The 24,668-nt window shown below is 65.1% G+C and carries 27 protein-coding genes, 2 tRNA genes and 1 other RNA gene; 15 read left to right on the forward strand and 15 right to left on the reverse strand.

Annotated features, from left to right (window positions below):
• Positions 1 to 144: 144 nt before the first annotated feature.
• Positions 145 to 1,554 carry a type I glutamate--ammonia ligase gene (gene glnA / locus WC585_RS11425; protein ID WP_373258103.1) on the reverse strand — a complete coding sequence of 470 codons (1,410 nt, stop codon included), beginning with the start codon at positions 1,552 to 1,554 and terminating at the stop codon, positions 145 to 147.
• Between the two features lie 74 nt (positions 1,555 to 1,628).
• Positions 1,629 to 1,967, reverse strand: coding sequence for a P-II family nitrogen regulator (locus WC585_RS11430; protein WP_373258104.1), 339 nt, complete (start codon positions 1,965 to 1,967; stop codon positions 1,629 to 1,631).
• A 117-nt stretch (positions 1,968 to 2,084) separates the two neighbouring features.
• Between WC585_RS11430 and WC585_RS11435 the strand changes: the two genes are divergently transcribed.
• From WC585_RS11435 to WC585_RS11455, 5 genes are all read left to right on the forward strand, one after another.
• Complete coding sequence (locus tag WC585_RS11435) at positions 2,085 to 2,924, forward strand: NAD(P)H-hydrate dehydratase (RefSeq protein ID WP_373258105.1); 840 nt, start codon at positions 2,085 to 2,087, stop codon at positions 2,922 to 2,924.
• A gap of 67 nt (positions 2,925 to 2,991) precedes the next feature.
• Entirely contained in the window at positions 2,992 to 3,759 is a 768-nt protein-coding gene (gene yaaA / locus WC585_RS11440) for a peroxide stress protein YaaA (protein WP_373258106.1), read from the forward strand.
• Between the two features lie 67 nt (positions 3,760 to 3,826).
• On the forward strand, positions 3,827 to 4,672 hold the full coding sequence (locus WC585_RS11445) for a 3-hydroxybutyrate dehydrogenase (RefSeq protein ID WP_373258107.1): 846 nt from the start codon (positions 3,827 to 3,829) through the stop codon (positions 4,670 to 4,672).
• A gap of 23 nt (positions 4,673 to 4,695) precedes the next feature.
• Positions 4,696 to 5,724 carry a patatin-like phospholipase family protein gene (locus WC585_RS11450; RefSeq protein WP_373258108.1) on the forward strand — a complete coding sequence of 343 codons (1,029 nt, stop codon included), beginning with the start codon at positions 4,696 to 4,698 and terminating at the stop codon, positions 5,722 to 5,724.
• 70 nt (positions 5,725 to 5,794) lie between these two features.
• Entirely contained in the window at positions 5,795 to 6,244 is a 450-nt protein-coding gene (locus tag WC585_RS11455) for a hypothetical protein (RefSeq protein WP_373258109.1), read from the forward strand.
• A 3-nt stretch (positions 6,245 to 6,247) separates the two neighbouring features.
• Here WC585_RS11455 and WC585_RS11460 read toward each other — a convergent pair whose 3' ends face one another.
• The 3 genes from WC585_RS11460 to WC585_RS11470 all read right to left on the reverse strand — a co-directional run bounded on the left by WC585_RS11460 (position 6,248) and on the right by WC585_RS11470 (position 8,261).
• On the reverse strand, positions 6,248 to 7,168 hold the full coding sequence (locus WC585_RS11460; RefSeq protein ID WP_373258185.1) for an L-threonylcarbamoyladenylate synthase: 921 nt from the start codon (positions 7,166 to 7,168) through the stop codon (positions 6,248 to 6,250).
• Complete coding sequence (locus tag WC585_RS11465) at positions 7,165 to 7,617, reverse strand: YceI family protein (protein ID WP_373258110.1); 453 nt, start codon at positions 7,615 to 7,617, stop codon at positions 7,165 to 7,167. Before WC585_RS11465 ends, WC585_RS11460 begins: the two co-directional genes overlap by 4 nt.
• A 98-nt stretch (positions 7,618 to 7,715) precedes the next feature.
• A complete protein-coding gene (locus WC585_RS11470) occupies positions 7,716 to 8,261 on the reverse strand; it encodes a cytochrome b (RefSeq protein ID WP_373258111.1) in 546 nt (181 codons plus the stop codon).
• Positions 8,262 to 8,383: 122 nt separating this feature from the next.
• Here WC585_RS11470 and WC585_RS11475 point away from each other — a divergent pair, with 122 nt between their 5' ends.
• Complete coding sequence (locus WC585_RS11475) at positions 8,384 to 10,168, forward strand: acyl-CoA dehydrogenase (protein ID WP_373258112.1); 1,785 nt, start codon at positions 8,384 to 8,386, stop codon at positions 10,166 to 10,168.
• Here the strand turns inward: WC585_RS11475 and WC585_RS11480 are convergent.
• A complete protein-coding gene (locus tag WC585_RS11480) occupies positions 10,117 to 10,947 on the reverse strand; it encodes a serine protease (RefSeq protein WP_373258113.1) in 831 nt (276 codons plus the stop codon). The two genes, WC585_RS11475 and WC585_RS11480, sit on opposite strands and share 52 nt — an antisense overlap.
• An 87-nt stretch (positions 10,948 to 11,034) precedes the next feature.
• On the opposite strand from WC585_RS11480, the gene WC585_RS11485 reads away from it, so the two are divergent.
• A complete protein-coding gene (locus WC585_RS11485; RefSeq protein ID WP_373258114.1) occupies positions 11,035 to 13,266 on the forward strand; it encodes a S9 family peptidase in 2,232 nt (743 codons plus the stop codon).
• 57 nt (positions 13,267 to 13,323) lie between these two features.
• Here WC585_RS11485 and WC585_RS11490 read toward each other — a convergent pair.
• Positions 13,324 to 13,397: transfer RNA gene (locus WC585_RS11490), tRNA-Gln, on the reverse strand.
• Between the two features lie 156 nt (positions 13,398 to 13,553).
• Here WC585_RS11490 and WC585_RS11495 point away from each other — a divergent pair.
• Positions 13,554 to 13,630 (forward strand) — tRNA-Pro (locus tag WC585_RS11495).
• 12 nt (positions 13,631 to 13,642) lie between these two features.
• Here the strand turns inward: WC585_RS11495 and ilvC are convergent.
• A complete protein-coding gene (ilvC, locus tag WC585_RS11500) occupies positions 13,643 to 14,689 on the reverse strand; it encodes a ketol-acid reductoisomerase (RefSeq protein WP_373258186.1) in 1,047 nt (348 codons plus the stop codon).
• 22 nt (positions 14,690 to 14,711) lie between these two features.
• Between ilvC and WC585_RS11505 the strand changes: the two genes are divergently transcribed.
• The 5 genes from WC585_RS11505 to WC585_RS11525 all read left to right on the forward strand — a co-directional run bounded on the left by WC585_RS11505 (position 14,712) and on the right by WC585_RS11525 (position 17,351).
• A complete protein-coding gene (locus WC585_RS11505; RefSeq protein WP_373258115.1) occupies positions 14,712 to 15,254 on the forward strand; it encodes a DUF924 family protein in 543 nt (180 codons plus the stop codon).
• Between the two features lie 71 nt (positions 15,255 to 15,325).
• The gene (locus tag WC585_RS11510) at positions 15,326 to 16,183 is read left to right on the forward strand and encodes a thymidylate synthase (RefSeq protein ID WP_373258116.1); all 858 of its coding nucleotides are present in this window, start codon (positions 15,326 to 15,328) and stop codon (positions 16,181 to 16,183) included.
• Complete coding sequence (locus WC585_RS11515) at positions 16,183 to 16,485, forward strand: phosphoribosyl-ATP pyrophosphohydrolase (RefSeq protein ID WP_373258117.1); 303 nt, start codon at positions 16,183 to 16,185, stop codon at positions 16,483 to 16,485. The genes WC585_RS11510 and WC585_RS11515 overlap by 1 nt, the downstream gene beginning before the upstream one ends.
• Positions 16,485 to 17,012, forward strand: coding sequence for a dihydrofolate reductase (locus tag WC585_RS11520; protein ID WP_373258118.1), 528 nt, complete (start codon positions 16,485 to 16,487; stop codon positions 17,010 to 17,012). The genes WC585_RS11515 and WC585_RS11520 overlap by 1 nt, the downstream gene beginning before the upstream one ends.
• An 18-nt stretch (positions 17,013 to 17,030) precedes the next feature.
• Complete coding sequence (locus tag WC585_RS11525) at positions 17,031 to 17,351, forward strand: YbjQ family protein (protein WP_373258119.1); 321 nt, start codon at positions 17,031 to 17,033, stop codon at positions 17,349 to 17,351.
• Here WC585_RS11525 and WC585_RS11530 read toward each other — a convergent pair.
• From WC585_RS11530 to WC585_RS11560, 7 genes are all read right to left on the reverse strand, one after another.
• Entirely contained in the window at positions 17,318 to 18,091 is a 774-nt protein-coding gene (locus WC585_RS11530) for a sterol desaturase family protein (protein ID WP_373258120.1), read from the reverse strand. The two genes, WC585_RS11525 and WC585_RS11530, sit on opposite strands and share 34 nt — an antisense overlap.
• 98 nt (positions 18,092 to 18,189) lie before the next feature.
• Complete coding sequence (locus WC585_RS11535; protein ID WP_373258121.1) at positions 18,190 to 19,287, reverse strand: NADH:flavin oxidoreductase; 1,098 nt, start codon at positions 19,285 to 19,287, stop codon at positions 18,190 to 18,192.
• A 99-nt stretch (positions 19,288 to 19,386) separates the two neighbouring features.
• The gene (gene arsH / locus WC585_RS11540; RefSeq protein ID WP_373258122.1) at positions 19,387 to 20,133 is read right to left on the reverse strand and encodes an arsenical resistance protein ArsH; all 747 of its coding nucleotides are present in this window, start codon (positions 20,131 to 20,133) and stop codon (positions 19,387 to 19,389) included.
• The gene (arsB, locus tag WC585_RS11545) at positions 20,130 to 21,212 is read right to left on the reverse strand and encodes an ACR3 family arsenite efflux transporter (protein WP_373258123.1); all 1,083 of its coding nucleotides are present in this window, start codon (positions 21,210 to 21,212) and stop codon (positions 20,130 to 20,132) included. Before arsB ends, arsH begins: the two co-directional genes overlap by 4 nt.
• Positions 21,209 to 21,634, reverse strand: coding sequence for an arsenate reductase (glutaredoxin) (arsC, locus tag WC585_RS11550; protein ID WP_373258124.1), 426 nt, complete (start codon positions 21,632 to 21,634; stop codon positions 21,209 to 21,211). Before arsC ends, arsB begins: the two co-directional genes overlap by 4 nt.
• A gap of 6 nt (positions 21,635 to 21,640) precedes the next feature.
• Positions 21,641 to 21,976, reverse strand: coding sequence for an ArsR/SmtB family transcription factor (locus WC585_RS11555; RefSeq protein WP_373258125.1), 336 nt, complete (start codon positions 21,974 to 21,976; stop codon positions 21,641 to 21,643).
• A gap of 47 nt (positions 21,977 to 22,023) precedes the next feature.
• The gene (locus tag WC585_RS11560) at positions 22,024 to 23,097 is read right to left on the reverse strand and encodes an Mrp/NBP35 family ATP-binding protein (protein WP_373258126.1); all 1,074 of its coding nucleotides are present in this window, start codon (positions 23,095 to 23,097) and stop codon (positions 22,024 to 22,026) included.
• Between the two features lie 86 nt (positions 23,098 to 23,183).
• On the opposite strand from WC585_RS11560, the gene miaA reads away from it, so the two are divergent.
• Both miaA and ssrA read left to right on the forward strand, forming a co-directional pair.
• The gene (miaA, locus tag WC585_RS11565) at positions 23,184 to 24,059 is read left to right on the forward strand and encodes a tRNA (adenosine(37)-N6)-dimethylallyltransferase MiaA (RefSeq protein ID WP_373258127.1); all 876 of its coding nucleotides are present in this window, start codon (positions 23,184 to 23,186) and stop codon (positions 24,057 to 24,059) included.
• Between the two features lie 241 nt (positions 24,060 to 24,300).
• Positions 24,301 to 24,663: a transfer-messenger RNA gene (ssrA, locus tag WC585_RS11570) on the forward strand.
• Positions 24,664 to 24,668: the final 5 nt, after the last annotated feature.

Raw genomic sequence — 24,668 nt, forward strand, 5'->3', positions numbered from 1 at the left:
GGGGCGGCTCTTATCATGCGCCGCGCCGCTTCGCTAACCTGTTGCCCCAGGAATGTGACGCCCTGACCCGCGACAGGTCGTCCACGCACGAAAAACCCCGGATGGGGTCCATCCGGGGTTTCCCTCGTCAAGCTGATTAGCCGATCAGCAGCTGTAGTACATGTCGAACTCGACCGGATGCGGATGCAGTTGCAGACGCATCACCTCTTCCATCTTCAGATCGATATAGCTGTCGATGAAGTCGTCATCCATGACGCCGCCCTTCTTGAGGAAGGCGCGGTCCTTGTCGAGGCTCTCGAGGGCCTCACGCAGCGAGCCGCAAACCTCGGGGATGTTGCCGCGTTCTTCGGGCGGCAGGTCGTAAAGGTTCTTGTCGGCTGGTGCGCCCGGATCGATGCGGTTCTCGATCCCGTCCAGACCCGCCATCAGCAGGGCCACGAACGTCAGATAGGGGTTGCCCATCGGATCGGGGAAGCGGGCTTCGATACGCTTGGCCTTGGGCGAGTTGACCCACGGAATACGGATCGAGGCCGAACGGTTGCGGGCAGAATAGGCCAGCTTCACCGGGGCTTCATAGCCGGGGACAAGGCGCTTGTAGGAGTTGGTCGTCGAGTTGGCGAAGGCGTTGATGGCCTTGGCGTGTTTGATGATGCCGCCAATGTACCACAGACACATGTCCGACAGGCCGGCGTATTTGTCGCCCGCGAACAGCGGCTTGCCGTCTTTCCAGATCGACTGGTGGACGTGCATGCCCGAACCGTTGTCGCCGAAGGTCGGCTTGGCCATGAAGGTCGCCGACTTGCCATAGGCGGCGGCGACGTTGTGGATCACGTACTTATACAGCTGCAGCCGGTCGGCCATGGTCAGCAGGTCGCTGAACTTCAGGCCCAGTTCGTGCTGGGCCGGAGCCACCTCATGGTGGTGCTTCTCGGGCTGCATGCCCAGGTCGCGCATCACGCCCAGCATCTCGCCGCGCAGGTCCTGGGCGCTGTCGACCGGGTTGACGGGGAAGTAGCCGCCCTTGGGCCCAGGGCGATGGCCCATATTGCCCTCGGAATACTCGGCCCCGGTATTGGCCGGCAGTTCGATGGAATCGTAGGTGTAGCCGGTGTCGTGCGGCTGGGTGCTCCAGCGCACGTCGTCGAAGATGAAGAACTCGGCTTCCGGTCCGAAGAAGACGGTATCGCCCACGCCTGCGGACTGGACATAGGCCAAGGCCTTCTTGGCCATCGAGCGGCTGTCGCGATTGTAGGGCTCGCCCGTGTCGGGGTTCAGAACGTCGCAGAACAGGAACAGCGTCTTCTGCTGATAGAATGGGTCAATCCACGAGGACGTGAGGTCGGGCTTGAGCAGCATGTCGCTCTCGTTGATCGCCTTCCAGCCCGCGATGGACGAGCCGTCGAACATGGTCCCCTCTTCCAGGAACTCCTCATCGACCAGGTCGATGTCGAAGGTGACGTGCTGCATCCTCCCCTTGGTGTCGGTAAAGCGGAGGTCGACGTATTCGACGTCGCCGTCCTTGATCTCTTTGAGGATCTTGGCTGCCGCGCTCATTTTGAAGGTCCTTCAGTCTTGTCGGGGAGGAAGACGACCTCGCCCGAGAGCGCGGCCGGGTGGATTGGTGTCGGTCAGACGGCCTGTGCGCCCGTCTCTCCGGTGCGGATGCGGATGACGTCCAGTACGTCGGACACGAAAATCTTGCCGTCGCCGATCTTGCCGGTGCGGGCCGCCGTCTGGATGGCATCCACGACCGAGGCGACCATGTCGTCGGAGACCACGACCTCAATCTTGATCTTGGGCAGGAAGTCGATGACGTATTCGGCCCCGCGATAGAGTTCTGAATGGCCCTTCTGACGGCCATATCCCTTGGCCTCCAGAACGGTCATGCCTTGCACGCCGGCGTCCTGGAGCGCTTCCTTCACGTCGTCCAGCTTGAACGGCTTGATGACGGCTTCGATCTTCTTCATGGCGACCCCGGTGCGGGCTTGGAATGGCTATCCGCTCGGGGTCTAAAGGGACATTGCATTGCACAATTACGCAAGGGTATTTTCGCACATGTCGTCATCCGTGAACGGAGAAGGTGCATGAAGCCCTCCCCACCCCTGTCCGACTGGCGACTCGACCTGCCTTGGCCGGGGCCGGATACGCATAAACATCAGCGCGGACGGCTGGGCGTCGTGTCGGGCCGGGCGCACCAGACGGGGGCAGCTCGGCTGGCGGCACGCGCCGGATTGCGGATCGGTGCAGGCGTGGTGCGCATCCTCTGCCCGCCGGATGCCACGACGGTGATTGCTCAGGCCATTGAGGCTGTCATGCTGACCCCGTTCGGCTCGGTCGAGGCGCTGATCGAGGCGGTGGAGGGCATGGACGCCGTGGTGATCGGGCCGGCCGCCGGAATCACAGATGCTACACGGGCCAATGTACGGGCCCTGGCGGCGACGGGCGCGGCCCTGATCGTGGACGCCGACGCCCTGACCGTTTTCGAGGGCTGGCCGCAGGACCTATTCGAGGTTCTTGACCGCGACGACGTCCTGACCCCGCACGAGGGCGAATTCAAACGCCTGTTCCCAGACTTGCTGGACAAGGGGCGCGAGGCAGCGGCGAGAGAGGCGGCGAAACGGGTCGGCTGCATCGTTTTGTTGAAGGGAGCCCAGACGCTGGTCGCGGCTCCAGATGGGCGGCTGGCGGTCAACGACAACGGCACGCCCTGGTTGGCCACCGCGGGCAGCGGCGATGTCCTGGCCGGAATGATCGGCGGTCTGATGGCCCAGCGGATGGACAGTTTCGATGCGGCTCGCGCCGCTGCCTGGATGCATGCCGAGGCGGCGTGCAGCTTCGGACCGGGGCTGATCGCCGAGGATCTGCCGGAACGACTGCCGGGGGTGCTGAGCGCCCTCTACGATAGACGCCCCGAAAGCCTGTGACCGCGCGCCCGGTTCAATTCGTCACCAAAGCCGCCTATCTGCACGCCTTCGCTGTCGGAGTGCCGCCTTGCTGATCGTCCTGTCCCCGGCCAAGCGGCTGGATTTTACCGAAGTCGCCGATGCCCCCGCCTCCACGCGACGGTTCACGGAGGAGACGGCGTCACTGGCCGTCACGACCAAGCGGCTGACGCGGCCAGACCTGCGGCGGCTGATGTCGATCTCTGACAAGCTGGCCGATCTGAACCGCGAGCGGTTCCAGGCCTTCGATCCCGCATCGGAAGACGGCATCCAGGCGGCTTTTGCCTTTGCGGGTGACGTCTACGAGGGACTGAGCGCGCGCGAACTGGACACCAAGGCTTTGACCTGGGCGCAGGATCATCTGCGCATCCTGTCGGGATTCTATGGCCTGCTGCGGCCCCTGGACCGTATTCAGCCCTATCGGCTGGAAATGGGAACACGGTTGAAGACCCGGCGCGGGTCCAGCCTCTATGACTTCTGGGGCGACCGGATTTCGAAACAGCTGAACGCCGACGCCGACGGTCAGGCCGATCCCACCCTGATCAATCTGGCCAGTCAGGAATATTTTGGGGCGGTCGATGCCAAGGCGCTGAAGCTGCCGGTCGTGACCCCGCACTTCAAGGAGCAGAAGGACGGCGAGGCGCGCATCATCTCCTTCTTCGCCAAGAAGGCGCGCGGCTCCATGGCTCGCTTCGCCATCGATGAGCGCATCGACAAGGCCGAGGATCTGAAGGCGTTCGACCGCGATGGCTATCGCTTTGACAAGTCCGCATCCACCGACATGGACTGGATATTCACCAGGTCGGGAAATTCTTGATTCCTTGTGTCGCCTTCGCAAACGCGAACGGCTAGGTTGACCCCGGATTTCAGTTTGCGAGACGACCATGGTTCAGCAGCCCGCGCGTAACGACAATGCCACGTCCGATCAGCGCCTGCGTGACATCGGTGATCTGGGCGGCCAGGTCGCCGTGATCTCCGGTTCGACCTCGGGCATCGGTCTGGCCATCGCCAGGGCGGTGGCGCAGCGCGGCGGCAATGTCGTCCTGAACGGCCTGGGCGATGCGGATCAGATCGAGCGGACGCGGGCGGGTCTGGAGGCCGAGACGGGCGCGCGCGTTCTCTACCATCCCGCCGACATGACCCACGGCGATCAGGTCGCCGACATGGTCGCCTTTGCCAAAGCGCAGTTGGGCCGCGTCGATATCCTGGTCAACAATGCCGGTATCCAGCACGTCGAGGCGGTCGAGGCCTTTCCCACTGACAAGTGGGAACAGATCATCGCCATCAACCTGTCCTCGGCCTTCTATGCGACGCGTGCCGCTATTCCGATCATGAAGGCTCAAGGGCGCGGGCGGATCGTCAATATCGCCAGCGCCCACGGCCTGGTCGCCAGCCCGTTCAAGTCGGCCTATGTCGCTGCCAAGCATGGCGTCATCGGCTTCACCAAGACCGTTGCTCTGGAACTGGCCCAGGACAACATCACCTGCAACGCCGTCTGCCCCGGCTTCGTCCACACGCCTATCGTGGACAAGCAGATCGACGACCAGGCCCGCACTCGCAACATGTCAAAGGAAGACGTTCTGAAGAACGTCATCCTGGGCTCCCAGCCGACCAAACAGTTCGTTACGACCGATCAGCTCGTGGGCATGTTCCTGTATCTGGTCAGCGACCTGGGGGCCTCGGCCAACGGGGCCAGCTTCTCGATCGACGGCGGCTGGACCGCGCAGTAGCCACAGAGGAAGGGGCCGAGACGATGCCGAAGACGTCCGCCCCGAAACGCCGTCCCATCAGCCTGGCCCTGCAAGGGGGCGGATCGCACGGCGCGTTCCAGTGGGGCGTGCTCGACCGCCTGCTGGAAGATGACCGGCTGGACATCCGGGCCGTCACCGCCGCTTCGGCCGGTGCGATGAATGCGGCGGCCCTGATTACCGGACTGGCGAAAGGCGGGGCCGAGGGCGCACGGGCCCAACTGGACCTGTTGTGGCGCGAAGTGAACCAGGCGGGAGGACGCAATGTCTTCGGGGCCTCGGCCGGTGGTGCCCCATCCTGGCTCAAGGAGAGCGCGGCCTGGCGGGCCGGCGAAAGCCTGGCCCTGACCATGAGCCCGTATCAGTTCAATCCTTTTAACCTGAACCCGCTGAAACGGGTCATCGAGACGGTCATGGATTTCGAGGCCGTTCGGGCCTCGGACATCGCGCTCTTCGTATCGACCACGGCGGTCCGGCAAGGACGCTCGCGCGTGTTCAAAACGCCGGAAATGACGTCCGACGTCCTGCTGGCCTCCGGCTGTCTGCCGCATCTGTTTCAGGCTGTGGAGATCGAGGGCGAGCCCTATTGGGACGGCGGGTATCTGGCCAATCCGGCGCTGTGGCCGCTCTTCTATGCGGATACGCCGGACGACATCCTGATGTTGAACCTCAACCCGTTCGCCCGCGACGAGATGCCCCGCGCCGCCGACGAGATCGCCGACCGTCTGAACGAGATCGTCTTCAACGCCCCGCTGGTCGCCGAACTGCGCGCCGTGGCCTTCGTGCAGGAGCTGATCGAGGCGGGCACGCTGAAACAGGTCGGCAAGGACCGCTACCGTCGGCTGCTGATGCATGCGGTCGAGCCGGGCCCGTGGCTGGGCAGCCTGTCCCTCTCCAGCAAGTTCGACACCGAATGGCGCTTTCTGAACGACCTGAAGGCCCGCGGGCGACAGGCGGGCGAGCAGTGGCTGGAAAGCTGTTTCGAGGCCGTGGGCGAGCGGTCGAGCGTGGATATCAAGGCACGGTTTTTATGAGCTCACGATTTCACCTCGCCTGCGGCAAACCTCGCGGCTAGTCATAGTCGATAGCTTGGTGAGTACCCGGATGACGATGCAGAATGAAAAGCGCGCAATCTGGCTTGGTAGCCTGGGCATGTTGATCGCCGCTAGCGGACCATTCACGAGGCTTTTGCCCGCCGCGATCGGACCATTTGGATCGTTGTGGATGTTCTGGCTTCTGATACTCGCAGGTCTGGGACTCGCCTGGTGGTCAGGCTTCTTCGCGATGCTGAGTTGGATCAAGGCACGTCGCGCGGAAAGCTCACCTGCCCAGTCTGCAGAGATATCGCGTTTCGACAGAAAAATGTATCCGTTACTCGGAGTTGCGCTGATCGGTATTGCTATCAGCGTGGGAAGCCTCTGGCTTAGTTCCAGCCTAGCCTGGATTTCGGTGGCTACCGGCTATGTGATGCTGCTGGCTGGCGCATTGGGTGGGACATTGGCCCGTAGCCACGAACTCGAAATGCTTAGAAGACATTTCACCGAGAGATTCTGAACCCTACCCTACAAACCCTGCCGCCCGCCTAAGCCGATCATTGATCGCTTCGCCCAATCCATCGTTCGGGATGTGAGACACAGCGATTCCTGCGGGCCTCTCGCGGTCGGCTTCGCGTAGCAGACGGAACAGTTTGGCAGCAGCTTCTCGCACATCGCCTGACGGGCTCAGGCTCCAGCGGGGGTCGCCCACGCCGGGACCGAAGCCGAGCAGAATTTCGCCGTGTTGCCGCTCCCTCGCCTCGATTCGGACGGGGGCGTCGGGAGCGTAGTGCAGGGTCAGGCGACCGGGGGACCGGTGCCCCTCCCCTGCCGTGTCCAGCGGGCCGATCAGCGCTTCGATCTCCTGACGCGTCACGGCTCCGGGGCGCAGCAGGGCCACGCGGCCGTTCAGCACCGAAACCACCGTGCTTTCGACCCCGACGGCACACGGCCCGCCGTCGATGGCGGCGGCGGCGGATGACCCCGTCTCTTCCACCGCATCGGCAAAGGTCGTCGGGCTGGGGCGACCGGATCGATTGGCAGACGGCGCGACGACGGCCCCGCCAAAGGCCGAGATGACGGCACGGGCGCGCGCATGGCCGGGCACGCGCACGGCGATGCTTTCCAGACCGGCACGGGCCAGGTCGCAGACCGCACGGGTGTCCCTGACCGGAGCCACCAGGGTCAGGGGTCCGGGCCAGAAGGCCTCCGCCAGGCGACGAGCGCGGTCGTCGAAGACGGCCAGGGCTTCGGCCTGCATGGCGTCGGCGACATGGGCGATCAGGGGGTTGAAGCGCGGGCGGCCCTTGGCCTCGAAGATCGAGGCGACGGCGGCGGCGTTGGAGGCATCGGCGGCCAGGCCATAGACGGTCTCTGTCGGCAGGATAACCAGTCGACCCGCGCGCAGGGCGTCAGCCGCTTGCGCGTCCGAGGCCGACGTCAGGCTGGACGCGCCTGAAGCTGCACCCGCACGGTCACCCGCCTGTCCACCAGCCTGTTCCACGGCCCCGTCGTCCCTATGCCGAACTGTGTGCGGTCCACTACGAACGCGCCGGTCAGATGCGCCCGACCGTCGGTCAGACGCAAGTCCACCGGAAAGGCCAGCGGTCGCGTCACGCCCTTGATCGTCACATCGGCCCGCGCCGTATAGCGATCCCCGCCCAGCGGCTCCAGCGACTTCAGGGCGAAACGAATGGTGGGATATTGAGCCGCATCCAGGAAGCCCGGCCCCTTGGCTCGCGCCGTCACGGCTGACGGCTGCATGCGCAGCGATCCTGTCTGGACCGTTACAGTGGCGCGACTGGCCGTGGCATTCTCCGGATCGAAGACGATGTTTCCGGACCATTGCTCGAACCGGCCCGAATGGGTGCCGCCAAAGGCCCGCACGGACATTTCGATTCGTGAGGCGTCTCGCTCTACCGCCCAGTCAGTGCTGCTCCGCGCGCCCGTGGTCAGGCCCAGAATGACGAATTACAGAGCGAGGGCGCGGATCATGGGCGGCGCGGGATCAGCGGGATCATCCGGTGCAGGACATTGTCCCGGTCGATGAAGTGATGCTTCAGCGCGCCCAGCACATGCAGGGCGATCAGGACGTACAGCCCCTTCACCACCAGGCCGTGGATGTCCATCAGCAGGCCCGCCGTCTCGCGTCCGCCGCTGATGGGCAACAGGGGCCAGTTGAACAGCCCGAACCAGGCGATGTCGCGCCCCGTGGCCGAGGACGCCGCCCATCCCGTCAGCGGGATGACGATCAGCACGACATAGAACAGAACATGCGTCACCCGGGCCACCAGCCTCTGCCAGACCGGCACGCGCGACGGCAGGGCGATGGCGGGATTGGCAACTCGCCAGGCGATCCGGCCCAAGGTAAGGATCAGTATGCTGAGCCCCACCGACTTGTGCAGGCTTATGAAGGTCCGCGTACCCTCCGACGCCTCATGCGCCGTGATCAGCAGGACCTGAGTCAGGACCAGGGCCGCGATCAGCCAGTGCAGGATCAGCGAGACGATCGAATAGCGGTTGCGAGGTTCGGCCACGGAAACTCCTGATCGTGTGAACGCACCTTGGCGCAGGTCGCGCCTGTGGCCAAGCGCCCGCTTGCAAGTCGGGACGCGATCACGGCAAAAGTGGGTATCGATCTGCAACCGAGTGCCCGCCCATGACCTATCGCGCCCCGATCCGCGACCTGATGTTCACCCTGACCGAGGTCGCCGGCATCAACGATGTCGCCGCCACCGGGGCGTTTCCCGACTATGACGCCGAGCTGATGGGCGCTGTGCTGGAGGCGGCAGGCCAGTTCTCTGAGGGCGTGCTCGCCCCCCTGAACAAGATCGGGGACCAGAAGGGCTCGCTCTATGCCAACGGCACGGTGACGGCCGCGCCCGGTTTCGCCGATGCCTATCGCCAGTTTGCCGAAGGCGGCTGGACCGGCCTGACCGCCTCGGTCGAAGCCGGGGGGCAGGCCCTGCCCAAGGCGCTGGAGTTGGCGGCCTATGAGACGGTGCACAGCGCCAACATGGCCTTCGGCCTGTGCCCCATGCTCTCGCTGGCCGCGATCGAGGCGCTGGAGGCCCACGGCACCGAAGAGCAAAAGCAGGTCTATCTGCCCCGGCTGGTCAGCGGCGAATGGACCGGGGCCATGGTCCTGACCGAGCCGCATGCGGGTTCGGACCTGGGATCGCTGACGGCCACGGCAACCCCAAACGGCGACGGCACCTATGCCCTGAACGGCCAGAAGATCTTCATCACCTGGGGCGACCACGACGCCACCGACAACATCGTCCACATGGTCCTGGCCCGCCTGCCCGATGCGCCGGCCGGGCCCAAGGGCATCAGCCTGTTCCTGGCCTCCAAATTCCATGTGAGGGAGGACGGCACCCTGGGCGACCGCAACGCCTTCCGCCCCGTGGGCGTCGAGCACAAGCTGGGCATCCACGCCTCCCCCACCTGCGTCATGAGCTATGAGGGCGCGACCGCGACCCTGGTCGGCGAGCCCAATCAGGGCCTGTCGCACATGTTCGTCATGATGAACGCCGCGCGCCTGGCCGTGGGCGTCGAGGGCGTCGGCATCGCGGAAATGGCCTATCAGCATGCCCTGGCCTATGCGCTTGACCGCAAGCAGGGCCGCTCGGTCTGGACCGGCCAGGCCAACGCCCCGATCATCGATCACCCGGACGTGCGCCGGACCCTGTCGGTCATGAAGGCCAGGATCGCCGCCGCCCGCGCCATCTGCCTGGCCACCGGCGTCGCCGCCGATTTGGCCAAACATGCGGCCACCGAAGAAGATCGTCGCCGCTGGAAGGGTCGCGAGGACCTGTTTACCCCCATCGCCAAGGCCTGGTCGACCGACATCGGCTGCGAGGTCGCGTCACAGGGCGTGCAGATCCACGGCGGCATGGGCTTCATCGAGGAGACCGGCGCGGCCCAATACTATCGCGATGCCCGCATCGCCCCGATCTACGAAGGCACCAACGGCATCCAGGCCATGGACCTGGTGGGTCGCAAGCTGTCGATGGATGGCGGTCAGGCGGCCAAGGACCTGATCGCCGAGTTCAAGGCCACCCTGCTTGACCTGATGCGGCTGTATTCCGGCAAGCCTATCGAACGGTTCGCCAATGCCGTCGATGCGGTACAGGATGCCACCCTCTGGATTCTGGACCGCAAGGCTGCGGAAGATGGAGCGGCCGACGTTCTGGCCGCCGCCGATGGCTATCTGAAGCTGCTAGGCGACGTCACCGGCGGCTGGATGCTGGCCAAGGGGGCCCTCGCCGCCAAGGCTCGTCTGGACGCAGGCGGTGGTGACACCGCCTGGCTGGAAGGCAAGATCGCCCTGTACGAGGTCTATGCCGCCAACGTCCTGGGCCACGCCTCCAGCCGCCTGGCCATGATCGGTCAGGGCGGGGCGCTGCTGGAGCGGATGTCGGCCCAAGTGCTGGCCGGCTGAGCCGCATCCAGCAGCGCCATCGCCTCTCGGATATAGGCCGCATGGATGACGAAGCCGATGCCGGTGCTTTCGCCCCGCACCCGCATCTCCTGCGCCAAGATGCCCGCGATATAGGGGTGATCCGGCTTGGCTGTAGCTGACGTTCGCCGCGCCGACGGCACCCAGAACACCGGCCCGCCCGAGTTGCCGGGGAAGACTGCGAAATCGAGCAAAAAGGTGGGGAAGGCCTCTATCGGCGTCAGCGGCCAAGACGCGATCCGACCTGTCTTCAGGATCGCAAACCCCGCCGTATTGGCTGAATAGCCGTGCGGATAGCCCAGGGTCAGCATCTCGTCGCCCGGCCCTACCTGCCAGCGACCAAAGGCCTCGCGATCAGCCAGCCAGTCGAGTGGAATGGCCGCGCGGGCGAATGCGGGCGGAGCCGAAACCTCCATCACGGCGATGTCGCGGTCGGGGTGCCGCGTCCAGACCGGCTGACCTTCCTCTGAACGTATGCGAACCGGCTCGGGCGCGAACCGCCATCGCCCCTCGGGCATCTGAACCCGCCAGCCGACACGAGCGTCAGGCTTCGGCATGCCTTCCAGCACATGGGCTGCGGTCACCAGCACCGTCCGAGGCTGACCGTCCGGAAGCGGCGCGTCGATCAGGAAGCCGGTGCCGACCCGGCGCGTGCCATCGTCATTGGGCTGATCGATCTGCACCGTCGCATTGATCAGACCGACGGTCAGGTCCCAGGCCGGTACGGGAACGTCCTGAGGTGGGGGCAACTGGTCAAACATGGCCTCGATCTCGTCATGGGCGTTTGTTCATTTGACGGCTGAGGCCCGCCGCGCACAAGGTGCCGCCCTCAACGACAGAGGCCGATCATGAACCGCCGCGATCTTCTCGCCACTTCAGCCGCAGCCCTCGCCGCGACCGCCCTGCCCTCTGCCACTCTCGCCCGCCCGTCTGGAGCCTCTATGCCGCAAGCCCGCCCCGTCCCTCCGGTCGCCAAGAAAATCCCGGTCACCATCGAACAGCTGGGCCGCACCCGGACCGACGACTATCAGTGGATGAAGGACGACAACTGGCAGGCGGTGCTGCGCGACCCGACCCTGATCAAGGCCGACGTCAAGGAACACCTGACAGCCGAGAACGCCTATCGCGAGGCCATGCTGGCCTCCACCCTGCCGCTGCAGGCCACGATGTTCGAGGAGATGAAGGGCCGGATCAAGCAGGACGACAGCTCCGTCCCCGCTGCCGACGGGCCATGGGAATATTATGTCGAGTACAAGACCGGCGATCAGCATCCCCGATACATGCGGGTCGAGCGCCAGGGGACCTTCATGGTCGACGGCCAGCCGGTGACCAAGAATTTCGTGGTCGCCCCGACCCCGCAACTGCTGCTGGACGCCAATGAACTGGCGAAGGGCAAGGCCTATTCGGAAGTCTCCGCCGCCGACCACAGCCCCGATCACAGCCTGTTCGCCTATGCCGAAGACGCGCAAGGGTCGGAGGTGCATCAGGTCTATGTTAAGGACCTGGCCACCGGTGAGGTCCTGCCCGATCCGATCGGTTCGGCGGGTGGCAACTTCGCCTTCTCGCCCGACAGCCAGTGGATCTTCTGGACCAACCGCGACGACAACGGCCGCCCGGACAAGATCTTCCGCCGCCCCGCGCGCGGCGGCGAGACGACCCTGGTCTATGAAGAGACCGACGAGGGCATGTTCCAGGGCGTGGGCGTGACCGCCGACAACCAGTTCATCGTCATCTCCATCGCCAATCAGGAAACCTCGGAAGCGCGGATCATTCCCGCCGCGACCCCGACGGCCGAGCCCGTCGTGCTGGAACCCCGCCACGTCGGCCGCCTGTACGACGCAGACCACTGGGGCGACCGCTGGGTCATCCGCACCAATGCCGACGACAGCGTGGACTTCAAGATCGTCGAGGCCCCGACCGCGACACCGGCCAAGGCCAACTGGACCGACCTCGTCCCGCACACGCCCGGCCGCTTCATCGAAGGCGTGTCCCTGGTCAAGGACTTCATCGGCCGTCAGGAGCGGGCCGACGCCAATACGAAGATCGTCATCCGAGACCGCGCCGGTGCTGAGCACGAGATCGCCGTGGACGAGACCGCCTTCTCCCTGTCGCTGGCCGGGGCGTCGGAGTTCGACACCACAACCATGCGCTATGGCTACAACTCGCCGTCCACGCCGACCTCGACCTATGACTACGACCTGGCGACGCGCGAGCGGACCCTGCGCAAGGTGCAGGAGGTGCCGTCTGGCCATAACCCGGATGACTATGTGGTCGAGCGGCTGAACGCCCCAGCCAGCGACGGCGAACTGGTGCCCGTCACCATCCTGCGGCGCAAGTCCACGCCGGTGGATGGCTCGGCTCCGCTGCTGCTCTACGGCTACGGTTCGTATGGCATCCCGATGGCGGCCAGCTTTTCGACATCGCGACTGTCGCTGGTCGATCGCGGCTGGATCTATGCCATCGCCCACATCCGCGGCGGGTCCGACAAGGGCTGGAACTGGTTCCTGTCGGCCCGCAAGATGACCAAGAAGAACACCTTCACCGACTTCATCGCCGCTGCTGAACACCTGATCCAGCGCCGCTATGCCACCGCCGGGAACATCGTGGCCCAGGGTGGCTCGGCCGGTGGTCTGCTGATGGGGGCGGTCAACAACATGCGGCCCGACCTGTGGGCCGGGGTGATCGGTCAGGTGCCCTTCGTGGACGTGATCAACACCATGAGCGACACCAGCCTGCCGCTGACGCCGCCGGAGTGGCCGGAGTGGGGCAATCCGATCGAGGACGCCGCCGCCTACGATTACATGATGAGCTACAGCCCCTACGACCAGGTCGAGCCCAAGGCCTATCCAGCCGTGCTGGCCACCGGCGGCCTGTCCGACCCGCGCGTCACCTACTGGGAACCGGAAAAATGGGTGGCCAAGCTGCGTCCCGCGACCACCTCGGGCAAGCCGATCCTGCTGAAGATCAACATGGAGGCCGGGCACGGCGGGGCCTCGGGCCGCTTCGATTTCCTGAAGGAAGTCGCCCACGACTACGCCTTCGCCATCTGGGCCATCGACAAGGGGTGGGAGATGGCCTGAACGTCCTGACCTTACCGGGCCCCGCTAAGACAAGTGCGGGCCCGGCGAGGCAGAGGATGGCTGGGGAACAAGGACTCGAACCTTGAACGACGGTACCAAAAACCGCTGTGTTACCATTACACCATTCCCCAGCAGGTCCGGCATTTCCGGGGCCGAAGCGCCGGAAGGCGTGCGAGATACGACAAGGGACGACGGGATGCAAGAACCGGTTTCGAGACTATTTTCAAAGCCGTCGTTTCGCCGCTTGCGAGGCCTCGGCCCCGCCGTTATACACCGCGTCCTTAAGTCGGAGTGTGGCTCAGCCTGGTAGAGCACTGCCTTCGGGAGGCAGGGGTCGGAGGTTCGAATCCTCTCACTCCGACCATTTTTTAGGCCGCTACCGCTCACCACGCGGCGGCCCGCTGCTTGAGCGGCGCGATTTCCCGCTTTCCTGGTCCCTCGCCTCGGCTGCGACCGCATTCAGATGCGCGCCGACGGCTTCGATCGTGCGCTCGCCCAGGGCCTTGCGGCGGGACAGCAGCTCGGGGGAGCCCGCATCGTAATCGGCCATCAGGCGATCGACGAACACGCCTGAGCGGACCTCGGTCAGAACGTGGTCCATGGCAGTGCGTGACGGTTCGCCGATGATTCGCGGCCCGGTCAGATAGGCACCGTATTCCGCCGTATTGGAGATACGGGCGAAGGCTCCGGCAATGCCGCGCTCGTACATCAGGTCGGTGACCAGTTTCAGTTCGTAGAAGGTCTCGAACCAGGCGACCTCGGGCGGATAGCCGGCCTCGACCAGCTTCATGAAGGCCGCGTCGACCAGTTCAGCGGTGCCGCCGCACAGGACGACCTGTTCGCCGAACAGATCGCCCTCGCATTCGGCGGCGAAGGTTGTCTCCAGTATGCCCTTGCGGCCACAGCCCAGCGCCGCCGCATAGGACAGGCCCAGGGCATGAGCTCCGCCGCTGAAATCCTGCTGCACGCCGAACAGGCAGAAGACCCCCTGCCCTTCCTCGTACAGATCGCGGATGCGCGGTCCGATGCCCTTGGGCGAGGCCAGGATGACGTCCAGATCGGCGCGAGGTCGAACCAGGCCGAACCGCACCGACAGGCCGTGGGCAAAGATCAGCGCGGCACCGGGCCGAATGTTCGGCTCGATCTCGTCGGTCCAGAGATCGCGGTGCGCCTCATCGGAGACCATGAGGGCGACGACATCGGCCCCGGCCGTGGCCTCGCCGGCGGTCATGACAGCAAAGCCGTCGGCCTCGGCCTTCGCCCGCGTGACCGAAGCGGCCTTCAGCCCGATGACGATGTCGGTGACACCCGAATCGCGCAGGTTCAGCGCATGCGTCCGGCCCTGGCTGCCATAGCCGATGATGGCGACGCGCTTGCCGCGAATGATCGACAGGTCGCAGTCGCGGTCGTGGAATACGGGCAAAGGAGCCGCTAGTGTCTGGGTCATGAGCACACAGATAGCGATTTCGGACGTCGTCGGCTTCTGGAAAGAAGCCGGTCCCCAAAAGTGGTTCGCCAAGGATGACGCCTTCGACGCGGAGTTTCGCAGGCGTTTCCATGACGCCCATGTCGCGGCGGCGCGGCGCGAACTGGATCACTGGATGGACACGCCGGACGGGGCGCTGGCCCTGATGATCCTGCTGGATCAGTTTCCCCGGAACAGCTTTCGCGGCACGGCGCATCAGTTCGCCACCGATCCCCTGGCCCTGATGTTCGCCAATCAGGCGGTCGAGCGCGGGCATCATCTGGCGTTCGAGCCGGAGCTGAAGAACTTCGTCATCCTGCCTTTCGAGCATTCGGAGCGGCTGGAGGATCAGGACCGTTATCTGGCCCTGGCCGACGGCGACGCCGAACTGGTGAAGTGGGGCAAGGTCCACCGCGACATCATCGTGCGCTTCGGCCGCTTCCCGCACCGGAACGCGGTACTGGGTCGCGAGACGACGCCAGAAGAGCAGGTGTTTCTGGATGAGGGTGGCTTCGGCGGGTGATCCACAACTTGTGATTCGCAGCCGCGAATATCGACTCTGCGAATCGGACAGTTGCGCTCAGTCTCGTTTCCATGAACGCCGCCGTCGCCATTGCAGACCTACAAGCCCTTACCGGAGCCGCCCCTGCCGACCATCCGGAGTGGCAGTATCTGAACCTGCTGCGCGATATCCTGGACAATGGCGCGCGGCGTGACGACCGGACGGGCACGGGGACGCTTGGTGTATTCGGACGCCAGATGCGGTTCGACCTGTCCAAGGGCTTTCCGCTGTTGACGACCAAGAAGCTGCATCTGCGGTCGATCATCGTCGAACTGCTGTGGTTCCTGCGTGGCGAGACCAACATCGGTTACCTCAAGGACCACAATGTCCGCATCTGGGACGAATGGGCGGATGCGCAGGGCGAGCTGGGGCCCGTCTATGGCAAGCAGTGGCGGTCCTGGACCGCACCGGACGGCCGGGTCATCGACCAGATCGAGAAACTGGTCCACGGGCTGAAAACCAATCCCAACAGCCGACGCCACATCGTCACCGCCTGGAACCCGGCGGACGTGGACGACATGGCCCTGCCGCCCTGCCATTGCCTGTTCCAGTTCTTCGTGGCCGACGGGAAGCTGAGCTGCCAGCTGTATCAGCGCAGCGCCGACGTCTTTCTGGGCGTGCCGTTCAACATCGCCTCCTATGCCCTGCTGACCATAATGATCGCCCAGGTCGTGGGGCTGGAGCCGGGCGAGTTCGTCCACACCTTCGGCGACGCCCACCTGTATCTGAATCATGTCGAACAGGCCGAGACCCAGCTGAGCCGCGAGCCGCTGGCCCTGCCGACCATGACCATCGCGCCCAAGGCCGACCTGTTCGCCTATGCGCTGGAGGACTTCGTGCTCAGCGACTATGAGCCCTGGCCGCACATCAAGGCGCCGATCGCGGTCTGATGGCTGTTGACCTCAAGGCCTTGCAGGATGACGTCCTGCGGATCTCCGACATCTATGCCGCAGAGCACGGGATCGATCGGTCCGGCGACTGGGCATTGCTGAAGCTGCAGGAGGAGCTGGGCGAGCTGACGGCTGAACATCTGCGCGTCAGCGGGCGGGCGCGGGGTCAGGCGGATGTGCAGGCACAAGGCGATGAGGCGGCGGATGTGCTAGGGATGCTGCTGATCTATTGCGACGGCGCGGGCATCGACCTGGAGGCGGCGATGCGCCGCAAATGGCTGAAATGGCTGGAGACGACCTGATGCCCCTTGCCCGTATCGCCCTGGTCGTCGCGCGAGGCCGTAATGGCGTGATCGGCCGCGACGGCGACCTGCCGTGGCGGCTGCGCAGTGATCTGCAGCGGTTCAAGGCCATCACCATGGGCAAGCCGTGCATCATGGGCCGCAAGACCTGGGAGAGCCTGCCGCTGAAGCCCCTGCCCGGTCGGCTGAACATTGTGCTGACGCGCGACGAGGCCTACGGCACCGATCAGTCGCCCAAGGGAGCACTGGTCTGCACCAGCCTGGACGAGGCCATCGAGATCGCGCGCGAACAAGCCGAGGATGACGGCGTGGACGAGATCTGCGTGATCGGCGGCACAGCCTTGTTTGAAGCCACCCTGCCCCGCGCCAAACGGTTGTACATCACCGAGGTCGATGCTGCGCCGGATGGGGACGCCGTGTTTCCGGATTTCGATGCCGCAGCCTTCACGGAGACGTCGTCCGAGGCGCATGGTGCGGGCGAGAAGGACGACCACGACTTCGTCTTCCGCGTTCTGGACCGAGCCTGAACCACAAGGAGAACCGCCATGCTGATCGTGACCACCAATGACGTGCCGGGCCACCGGATCGTGCGGACCCTGGGATTGGCGCGAGGGATCACCGTCCGGTCTCGTAATCTGGTGGCCGATGCCATCGGCGGCATCCAGTCCATGCTGGGTGGGCGGGTCGAGGCTTATGTGAAACTGGCCGAGGCGTCGCGGGCCGAGGCCTATGCGCATCTGGTCGAGCAGGCGCAATCCATGGGAGCCAATGCCGTGTTGGCAATGCGCTATGAGTCCAACGAGATCATGGAAGGCGTGACCGAGGTGCTGGCTTACGGCACCGCCGTGGTGGTCGAGCCACTCTGAGGCGCTGTTTTCGACTGAACGTCCGGCATGGCATCCGTGCCGCACAGACGATCCCAGAAGCGCAGATGGAGGCCAAAGTTGGTCTTCATATGGGTGTGGTGCCGTCCGTGATGGGTGGCGGTGATCAGGTGACGCCCCAGCGGTGAGCGCACCCAGCGATCCGGCCACATCTCCCATCCACAATGGTTCATCACCGCGGTCACGGTCATCACCGTCAGCAATACGACCACGACCCAAATATTGACTGGGATCAGGAAGACCATCAGCGGCAGGAGCCAAGCGGTCAGCACCGCCTCGATCGGGTCGAAGGCGAAGCTGGCGAAAGGGCTAGGCTCGCGCGAGCGGTGATGGCCGGCATGGGCGATGGCGAAAAGGCGCGGATGATGCAGCAGCCGGTGCGTCCAGTAATAGTGTGTGTCCTGCACGATCAGCAGCAGCAGGAAACTGACCGGCAGCCACCACAGGCCGTATTGCATCGGATCCAGATACATCCGCGTGCCGCCCGCCTTGAACGCCTCCAGCGCGACGGCCACAGGCAGGGCATAGATGGGCGTGGCGATCAGGGAGTAGCGGATTTCCTGCATCATCAATCGCCGCGACGGACGCTCGCGGTTCAGTTGTCGCCCCACGCCCCGCGCCCTGCCCCACTGCATCCACCACACCCCGCCCGCGATCAGCAGATAGCGCAGCCCGATGATCAGGCTGAGCCAGGCGGTGGTGATCAGAACGGCGAGGAACAAGGAAGGTTCTAGGTTCTAGGGGTCAGGTTTCAGGGAGGCTTGACGTCATCGACCTCGCCCGAACACTACCCTAGAACCTAACCCCTGAAACCTAGAACCTAGGTGAGCGTCGCCATCGCCGAGCGATCGAACGCCATCAGCTCGTCGTTACGACCCTCGCGGACCTTCTCGACCCAGCGCGGATCGGCCAGCAGGGCGCGGCCGACGGCGATCAGGTCGAACTCGTCGCGCTCCATCCGCTCGATCAGGCCGTCCAGCGAAGCCGGGTTCGAGCCCGCTCCGCCGAAGGCCGCGATGAACTCGCCATCCAGGCCAACGGAGCCGACCGAGATGGTCGGCTTCTTGGTGATGACCTTGGCCCAGCCAGCGAAGTTGAGGTCAGACCCCTCGAACTCCGGCTCCCAGAAGCGGCGCTGCGAGCAGTGGAAGACGTCGACGCCCGCGTCGGACAGAGGCAGGAGCCACTCGGCCATCTCGTCGGGATTGTGGGCGATCCTAGCGTCGTAGTCCTGCTGCTTCCACTGCGACAGACGGATGATCAGGGGAATGTCGGGGCCCAGGCCTTCACGCACGGCCTTGACGACTTCGACGCCGAAGCGGGCGCGCTCCGCGATCGTCGGGCCGCCCCAGCGATCGCCCCGCGCATTCAGACCGGCCCAGTAGAACTGATCGATCAGATAGCCGTGGGCGGAATGGATCTCGGCGGCGTCGAAGCCCAGATCGCGGGCCGCACGGGCCGACCGACCAAAGGCGGCGATGGTGTCGGCAATGTCCTCTTCGGTCATGGCCTCATACTTCTGCTTGCCAGGAGCGACGAGACCGGAGGGGCTGTCGACCTGGCCCAGGGGCTGCCAGTCCGCACCCTGGCCGCGCGCCGCACCGACATGCCAGATCTGGGGCGCGATCAGGCCACCCGCGGCGTGAACCTCGTCGACCACCTTCTTCCATTCGGGCAGGGCCTCGCCGTGAAAGACCGGGACAGCGGCGTCGTTACGGGCGGCGGGCCTTTCGACCACCGTACCCTCAGTAATGATCAGGCCCACACGGCCTTCGGCCCGCCTGCGATAATAGGCGGCGACGTCACTGGTCGGAATGCCGCCCGGTGAAAAGGACCGGGTCATCGGGGCCATGACGATGCGGTTCGGCAAGGTAAGGTTCTTGACGGTAAACGGACGGAACAGGGTCTCGACGGACATCTCGGTCTCTTTGGCAATCATCCCGGAGGAGCGGGACTGGAACCGCCAAGGTGGCGATTGAGGTTGCGTTTGAAAACCCTGTCGGTCGAAAATTATCCGCTATAAGCGTTTGATGGCGATGGCGGACAGGTCCGTCGAGGGATCGACCGCCCTGCCCTCGGCCTTGCGCTCGGAATAGCGGTCAACGAGCACGCCAGCATGCGCCCGGGTCAGGACGGTAAACCGGACCAGCTCCTCCATCACATCGACGATGCGATCATAATAGGCCGAGGGCTTCATCCGACCGTCGTCGTCGAACTCCTGCCAGGCCTTGGCGACGCTGGACTGGTTCGGAATGGTGATCATCCGCATCCAGCGGCCCAACAGGCGCAGGGTGTTAACGGCGTTGAAGCTCTGCGAGCCACCCGAGACCTGCATCACCGCCAGGGTGCGCCCCTGGGTCGGCCGCATGCCACCCATGTTCAGCGGCAGGTGGTCGATCTGCAGCTTCATGATGCCGGAGACCTGGCCGTGCCGTTCCGGGCTGCACCAGACCATGCCCTCGGACCACATGGCGTGTTCCCGCAGCTCATGAACCGCCGGATGGTCGTCGCCTGCGACCTGATCGGTCAGGGGCAGGTCGGACGGATCGAAGATCCGGGTCTCACAACCCATCAGACGCAGAAGACGGGCCGCCTCCTCGACACACAGGCGGGAAAACGACCGCTCGCGCAGGGAGCCGTACAGCAGCAGGATGCGCGGCGGCGAGGCATCCGGGCCGAGACCGTGACCGGGCTGGCGGTTCAGGAAGCCTGGATCCAGGGCGGGCAGATGGTCCGGATCGGGCAGATGACGCAGCCGGCTCATCCGCAGACCTCCTTTTTCGGGGCCGTGTCGGGGAAGTAGCGGCGACCCAGCCAGAGGGCGACGGAGACCAGCAGGATCAGCACCGGCACCTCGACCAGCGGCCCGATGACGGCGGCAAAAGCGACCGGCGAGGCCAGGCCGAAGGCGGCGATAGCGACGGCAATGGCCAGTTCGAAATTGTTGGACGCCGCCGTGAACGCCAGGGCCGTGGTGCGCGGATAATCGGTCTGGATCAGCCGCCCCATCAGAAAGCTGACCACAAACATGACCAGAAAATAGATCGTCAGCGGAATGGCGATGCGCAGGGCATCCAGCGGCAGGGCGACCACTTCTCCACCCTTCAGACTGAACATGGCCGTGATGGTGAACAGCAGGGCGATCAGGGTCACCGGTCCGATGCGGGGCAGGAACCGACTCGCGTACCAGTCGGCCCCCTTGCGGGCGATCAGCACGCGACGGGTCAGAAAGCCACCCAGGAATGGCAGACCCAGATAGATCAGGACCGCGATGGCGATCGTCCAGAAACCGACGTCCACCACGCTGCCCTCCAGCCCGAACAGCGGCGGTAGGACGGTCAGGAACAGCCAGGCATAGACGCTGAAGAAGGCAATCTGGAAGATCGAGTTGAAGGCCACCAGACCAGCTACATACTGATTGTCGCCCCGCGCCAGTTGGTTCCAGACCAGGACCATGGCGATGCAGCGGGCCAGGCCGATCAGGATCACCCCGGTCATGTATTCCGGCTGGTCCCTCAGGAAGATCACGGCCAGGGCGAACATCAGGACCGGGCCCAGCACCCAGTTCTGGAACAGCGACAGAGCCAGAACCCGCTTGTCGGCAAAGACCCGCGGCAGTTCCTCGTATTTCACCCGCGCCAGGGGCGGATACATCATCAGGATCAGGCCGATGGCGATGGGGATGTTGGTCGAACCGACCGACAGGCTGTCGATCCAGCCCGGCAGGCCGGGCACCACCGTGCCCAGCACGAGACCCAGCCCCATGGCCACGAAAATCCACAGCGTCAGCCAGCGATCCAGAAAGGACAGGCGGTCTGGCCTGGCGACGGCGGCCTCGGTCATCCGCGAACCCGGCGTCCATTGCCATCGACGACGACCTCGCCATCCTCCTTGGTGAAAGGCTTGAGCCCCTCGGCCGGCAGCAGATCCAGCACCACCTCCGACGGGCGGCACAGTTTGACGCCCAGAGGCGACACCACCAGCGGCCGGTTCATCAGGATCGGATGCGCCTCTATGGTATCAAGCAGCTGGTCGTCTGTGAGGGACGGGTCGCCCAGACCCAGCTCGGCATAGGGCGTGCCCTTCTCGCGCAGGAGGTCTCGGACACTGCCGCCCATGCGCTGAACCAGCGACGCGACCAGGGCGCGGCTGGGCGGAGTCTTCATATATTCAACGACATGCGGTTCGATCCCGATATGCCGAATCAGCGCCAGGGTGTTGCGCGACGTGCCGCAGGCGGGGTTGTGATAGATGACGACGTCCATGGGGCCTCAGGCGCAGCAGGGGGCCAGTTCGGCCATCAGGGGTTGGCACAGTTCCGACCGGCCCTCGCAGCAGTCCTTGACCAGGAACAGCACCAGATCGCTGAGTTGGCTCAGATCGGCGCGATAGACGATCGAACGGCTGTGACGCGTGGCCGTGACCAGACCGGCGCGAGACAGCACGCCGAGATGGGCCGACAAGGTATTAGCCGGGACCGCCAGACGATCCGCAATCTCGCCCGCCGCCAGACCCTCGGGCTCATGGCGCACCAGCAGGCGAAAAGTCTCGAGACGTGTCGATTGGCTGAGTGCCGCAAAACCAAGCAGGGCGGATTCGGTTTCCATAGTTCCATGATAGTGGAATTATAGATCGCTGCAAGACGGGATGGCCGTCAGTTCAGCGCTAGAGCCCCCCGGACGGCACCGGCGAAGGCCATGAACCGCAGGGCGACATCACCATCCGGCTCATTGACCGCGACCGGCCGTCCCGCATCGCCACCCTCGCGCAGGCTGGCGTCCAGCGGCAGGTCACCGAGATAGGGCACGTCCAGCCGCGCCGCCTCGGCCTTCGCCCCTCCCCGACCGAAGACGTCCCCGCTCATGTTCTCGATCAGGCCCAGAGTCGGCACCCCGACCTTCTGGAACAGCGCATGCGCCCGGCGGGCGTCGGCCAGGGCAACTTCCTGGGGTGTGGAAACGATGACGGCCCCGTCCAGCGGCGTCTTCTGGATCAGCGTCAGTTGCACGTCGCCAGTGCCGGGCGGCAGGTCGACGACCAGAACGTCCAGCGGCTTCTCGGCGGTGCCCCAGCGGGTCTGGGTCAGCATCTGGGTCAGGGCCTGGGACGCCATAGGCCCGCGCCAGACCATGGCGTCCCCGGCCCCGGTCAGAAGACCGACGGACATTGCCTTCAGCCCGAACGCCTCATGCGGCTGAATCATGCCATCGTGGTACTCCGGCTTGCCGGATATCCCCAGCATGGTCGGCAGCGACGGACCGTAGACATCGGCATCCAGCAGGCCCACGCGCAGTCCTGACGCCGACAGCGCCGCCGCCAGATTGACCGCGACCGTCGACTTGCCCACCCCGCCCTTGCCGCTGGCGACGGCCAGGACGCGGCGGACATGAGCGGGCCGGTCGGTCGGGACGGGAGCCCTGGCGCGAGTCTGGTCCACCGCCTGGGGCGACAGGGAGGCGGTGCGCACCGGCTTGGTCGCGGGTGCCGTCTCGGCGGTCAGGATGACGGAGACACGGGCCATGCCGGGCAAGGCCTTCAGCGCAGCCTCGGCGGCGTCGCGGATCGGGGCGTACAGGGCGGTGTCGCCAGCCGGCACCTCCATCACGAAGCCCGCGCGATCGTCGGCGACGGTCAGCCCCTGCGCCAGTCCAGCCGCGACCAGCCCCTGCCCGGTCTTCGGGTCTAGGATGCCATCAAGGGTGGCGATGACGGTGTCGCGGTCGGGCAATGGCGCGGCCTCTGGAAAGAGCTTCGGGGTTGCGGGGCGTGTGCGGGCCTTCTATCGCCGAAAGCCCCCTCTCCGCGAGCGCCGATTTGTCCCGACCGCCCCTGATCGAACTGATCGCCGGACCGACCGCGTCCGGCAAGTCGGCCTTGGCCATGGCGCGGGCGCGCGAGATCGGGGCCGTCATCCTCAATGCCGACAGCCAGCAACTTTATGCGGACCTGCGCGTGCTAACCGCGCGTCCTTCGATCGAGGACGAGACCGAGATCGAGCACCGGCTGTACGGCGTGGCCGATGCGGGGGAAGCCTGGTCCGTCGGCCGCTGGAGCCGCGCGGTCATGCCGATCCTGAGCGAACTGGCCGAGGCGGGTCGTCCGGCGCTGCTGGTCGGTGGAACGGGGCTGTATTTCAGCGCCTTGACCAAGGGATTGGCGGACATTCCGGATGTGCCGGTCGAGGTCCGCGATACCGTCGAGCAGGCGTTCGATGCCGAGGGTGAGGCCGCTTTCCGCAGTCGGCTATCGACCTTGGACCCGCAGGCGGCACAGCGGATCGAGATGGGCGACCGTCAACGCCTGATCCGAGCGATGGCGGTCGCCACGCACACCGGCCGCGCCCTTAGCGAATGGTCCTCCGACACGACGCCACTGCTAGCCCCGGGATCATGGACCGGCAGCGTCGTCGAACCGGACCGGGCGGCGCTCTATGATCGTGGCAACCGGCGCGTGGAGAGCATGATCGAGCACGGGGCGTTGGACGAGGTCCAGGCTCTGCTCCGGCGAAACCTCGACCCCACCCTGCCCGCCATGAAAGCGGTGGGCGTCCGAGAACTTTCGGCGCATCTGGGCGGCTCGATCAGCCGGGATGACGCCATCGCGGCCACACAGCAGGCCACACGCAATTATGCCAAGCGCCAACTGACCTGGTTCCGCAATCAGACGGCGGATTGGCCCAGAGCAGCCTGACCATTGAACCGTCGCGTGGTCCAGCCGTTCAGACCTTATGGACCCGCATGACATTCAGGACCGGGGCCTTTTCCCCGAAGACCCCGCCGATCCGGCGGCAACGCTCACACCCGACGCGAGCTTGTGTCCGGAATGCGAAGGGCGCGGCACCCTTACATCAGGCGACATCTGTCCGGTATGCGAGGGCACCGGCAAGGCCACGGGCCGCACAGGGGGAGGGTGACTACCGTTCGGCGTCGTGCCCCTTTGAACCGGGGAACGGATGCCCTATATTGACCAAGCCGGGGCTTGCTCCGGATATGGCGATAAACGCGCTTGTAATAAGCGGACCGGACCCGGGTGCGATTCCCGGCGGCTCCACCATTTTCTCCCGCGTATCGGCGGAAGGTATGGGGCCGACTAGCATCGACGGACGTGTAAAGAAGACTGCTTTCGCTCGTCCTGGCCCACCGTATCGGGCCATTTTCTAACTGCGAACGATAACTTCGCTGGGGAATACGCTGTCGCCGCGTAATGCGGTTCCGGTAATTCCAACTTAAGTCCTGGGGGTTCAGATCCTCAGGCGGGGCCTGTCAGGGAGCCTGCCAACAGAATCCCTGGCACTATTTC

This window comes from Brevundimonas sp. (assembly GCF_041648055.1).
Classification (GTDB): domain Bacteria; phylum Pseudomonadota; class Alphaproteobacteria; order Caulobacterales; family Caulobacteraceae; genus Brevundimonas.

Excerpts from the sequence above, each read along its gene's own strand:
- WC585_RS11450 (WP_373258108.1), top strand. The coding sequence starts at position 4,696 with ATGCCGAAGACGTCCGCCCCGAAACGCCGTCCCATCAGCCTGGCCCTG.
- WC585_RS11435 (WP_373258105.1), top strand. The coding sequence starts at position 2,085 with ATGAAGCCCTCCCCACCCCTGTCCGACTGGCGACTCGACCTGCCTTGG.
- WC585_RS11510 (WP_373258116.1), top strand. The coding sequence starts at position 15,326 with ATGAACGCCGCCGTCGCCATTGCAGACCTACAAGCCCTTACCGGAGCC.
- arsB (WP_373258123.1), bottom strand. The coding sequence starts at position 21,212 with ATGACCGAGGCCGCCGTCGCCAGGCCAGACCGCCTGTCCTTTCTGGAT.
- arsC (WP_373258124.1), bottom strand. The coding sequence starts at position 21,634 with ATGGACGTCGTCATCTATCACAACCCCGCCTGCGGCACGTCGCGCAAC.
- WC585_RS11555 (WP_373258125.1), bottom strand. The coding sequence starts at position 21,976 with ATGGAAACCGAATCCGCCCTGCTTGGTTTTGCGGCACTCAGCCAATCG.
- WC585_RS11465 (WP_373258110.1), bottom strand. The coding sequence starts at position 7,617 with ATGTCCGTGCGGGCCTTTGGCGGCACCCATTCGGGCCGGTTCGAGCAA.
- WC585_RS11525 (WP_373258119.1), top strand. The coding sequence starts at position 17,031 with ATGCTGATCGTGACCACCAATGACGTGCCGGGCCACCGGATCGTGCGG.
- WC585_RS11430 (WP_373258104.1), bottom strand. The coding sequence starts at position 1,967 with ATGAAGAAGATCGAAGCCGTCATCAAGCCGTTCAAGCTGGACGACGTG.
- WC585_RS11480 (WP_373258113.1), bottom strand. The coding sequence starts at position 10,947 with ATGTTTGACCAGTTGCCCCCACCTCAGGACGTTCCCGTACCGGCCTGG.
- WC585_RS11520 (WP_373258118.1), top strand. The coding sequence starts at position 16,485 with ATGCCCCTTGCCCGTATCGCCCTGGTCGTCGCGCGAGGCCGTAATGGC.
- WC585_RS11485 (WP_373258114.1), top strand. The coding sequence starts at position 11,035 with ATGAACCGCCGCGATCTTCTCGCCACTTCAGCCGCAGCCCTCGCCGCG.
- WC585_RS11515 (WP_373258117.1), top strand. The coding sequence starts at position 16,183 with ATGGCTGTTGACCTCAAGGCCTTGCAGGATGACGTCCTGCGGATCTCC.
- arsH (WP_373258122.1), bottom strand. The coding sequence starts at position 20,133 with ATGAGCCGGCTGCGTCATCTGCCCGATCCGGACCATCTGCCCGCCCTG.
- WC585_RS11475 (WP_373258112.1), top strand. The coding sequence starts at position 8,384 with ATGACCTATCGCGCCCCGATCCGCGACCTGATGTTCACCCTGACCGAG.
- WC585_RS11455 (WP_373258109.1), top strand. The coding sequence starts at position 5,795 with ATGACGATGCAGAATGAAAAGCGCGCAATCTGGCTTGGTAGCCTGGGC.
- glnA (WP_373258103.1), bottom strand. The coding sequence starts at position 1,554 with ATGAGCGCGGCAGCCAAGATCCTCAAAGAGATCAAGGACGGCGACGTC.
- WC585_RS11535 (WP_373258121.1), bottom strand. The coding sequence starts at position 19,287 with ATGTCCGTCGAGACCCTGTTCCGTCCGTTTACCGTCAAGAACCTTACC.
- WC585_RS11505 (WP_373258115.1), top strand. The coding sequence starts at position 14,712 with ATGAGCACACAGATAGCGATTTCGGACGTCGTCGGCTTCTGGAAAGAA.
- WC585_RS11445 (WP_373258107.1), top strand. The coding sequence starts at position 3,827 with ATGGTTCAGCAGCCCGCGCGTAACGACAATGCCACGTCCGATCAGCGC.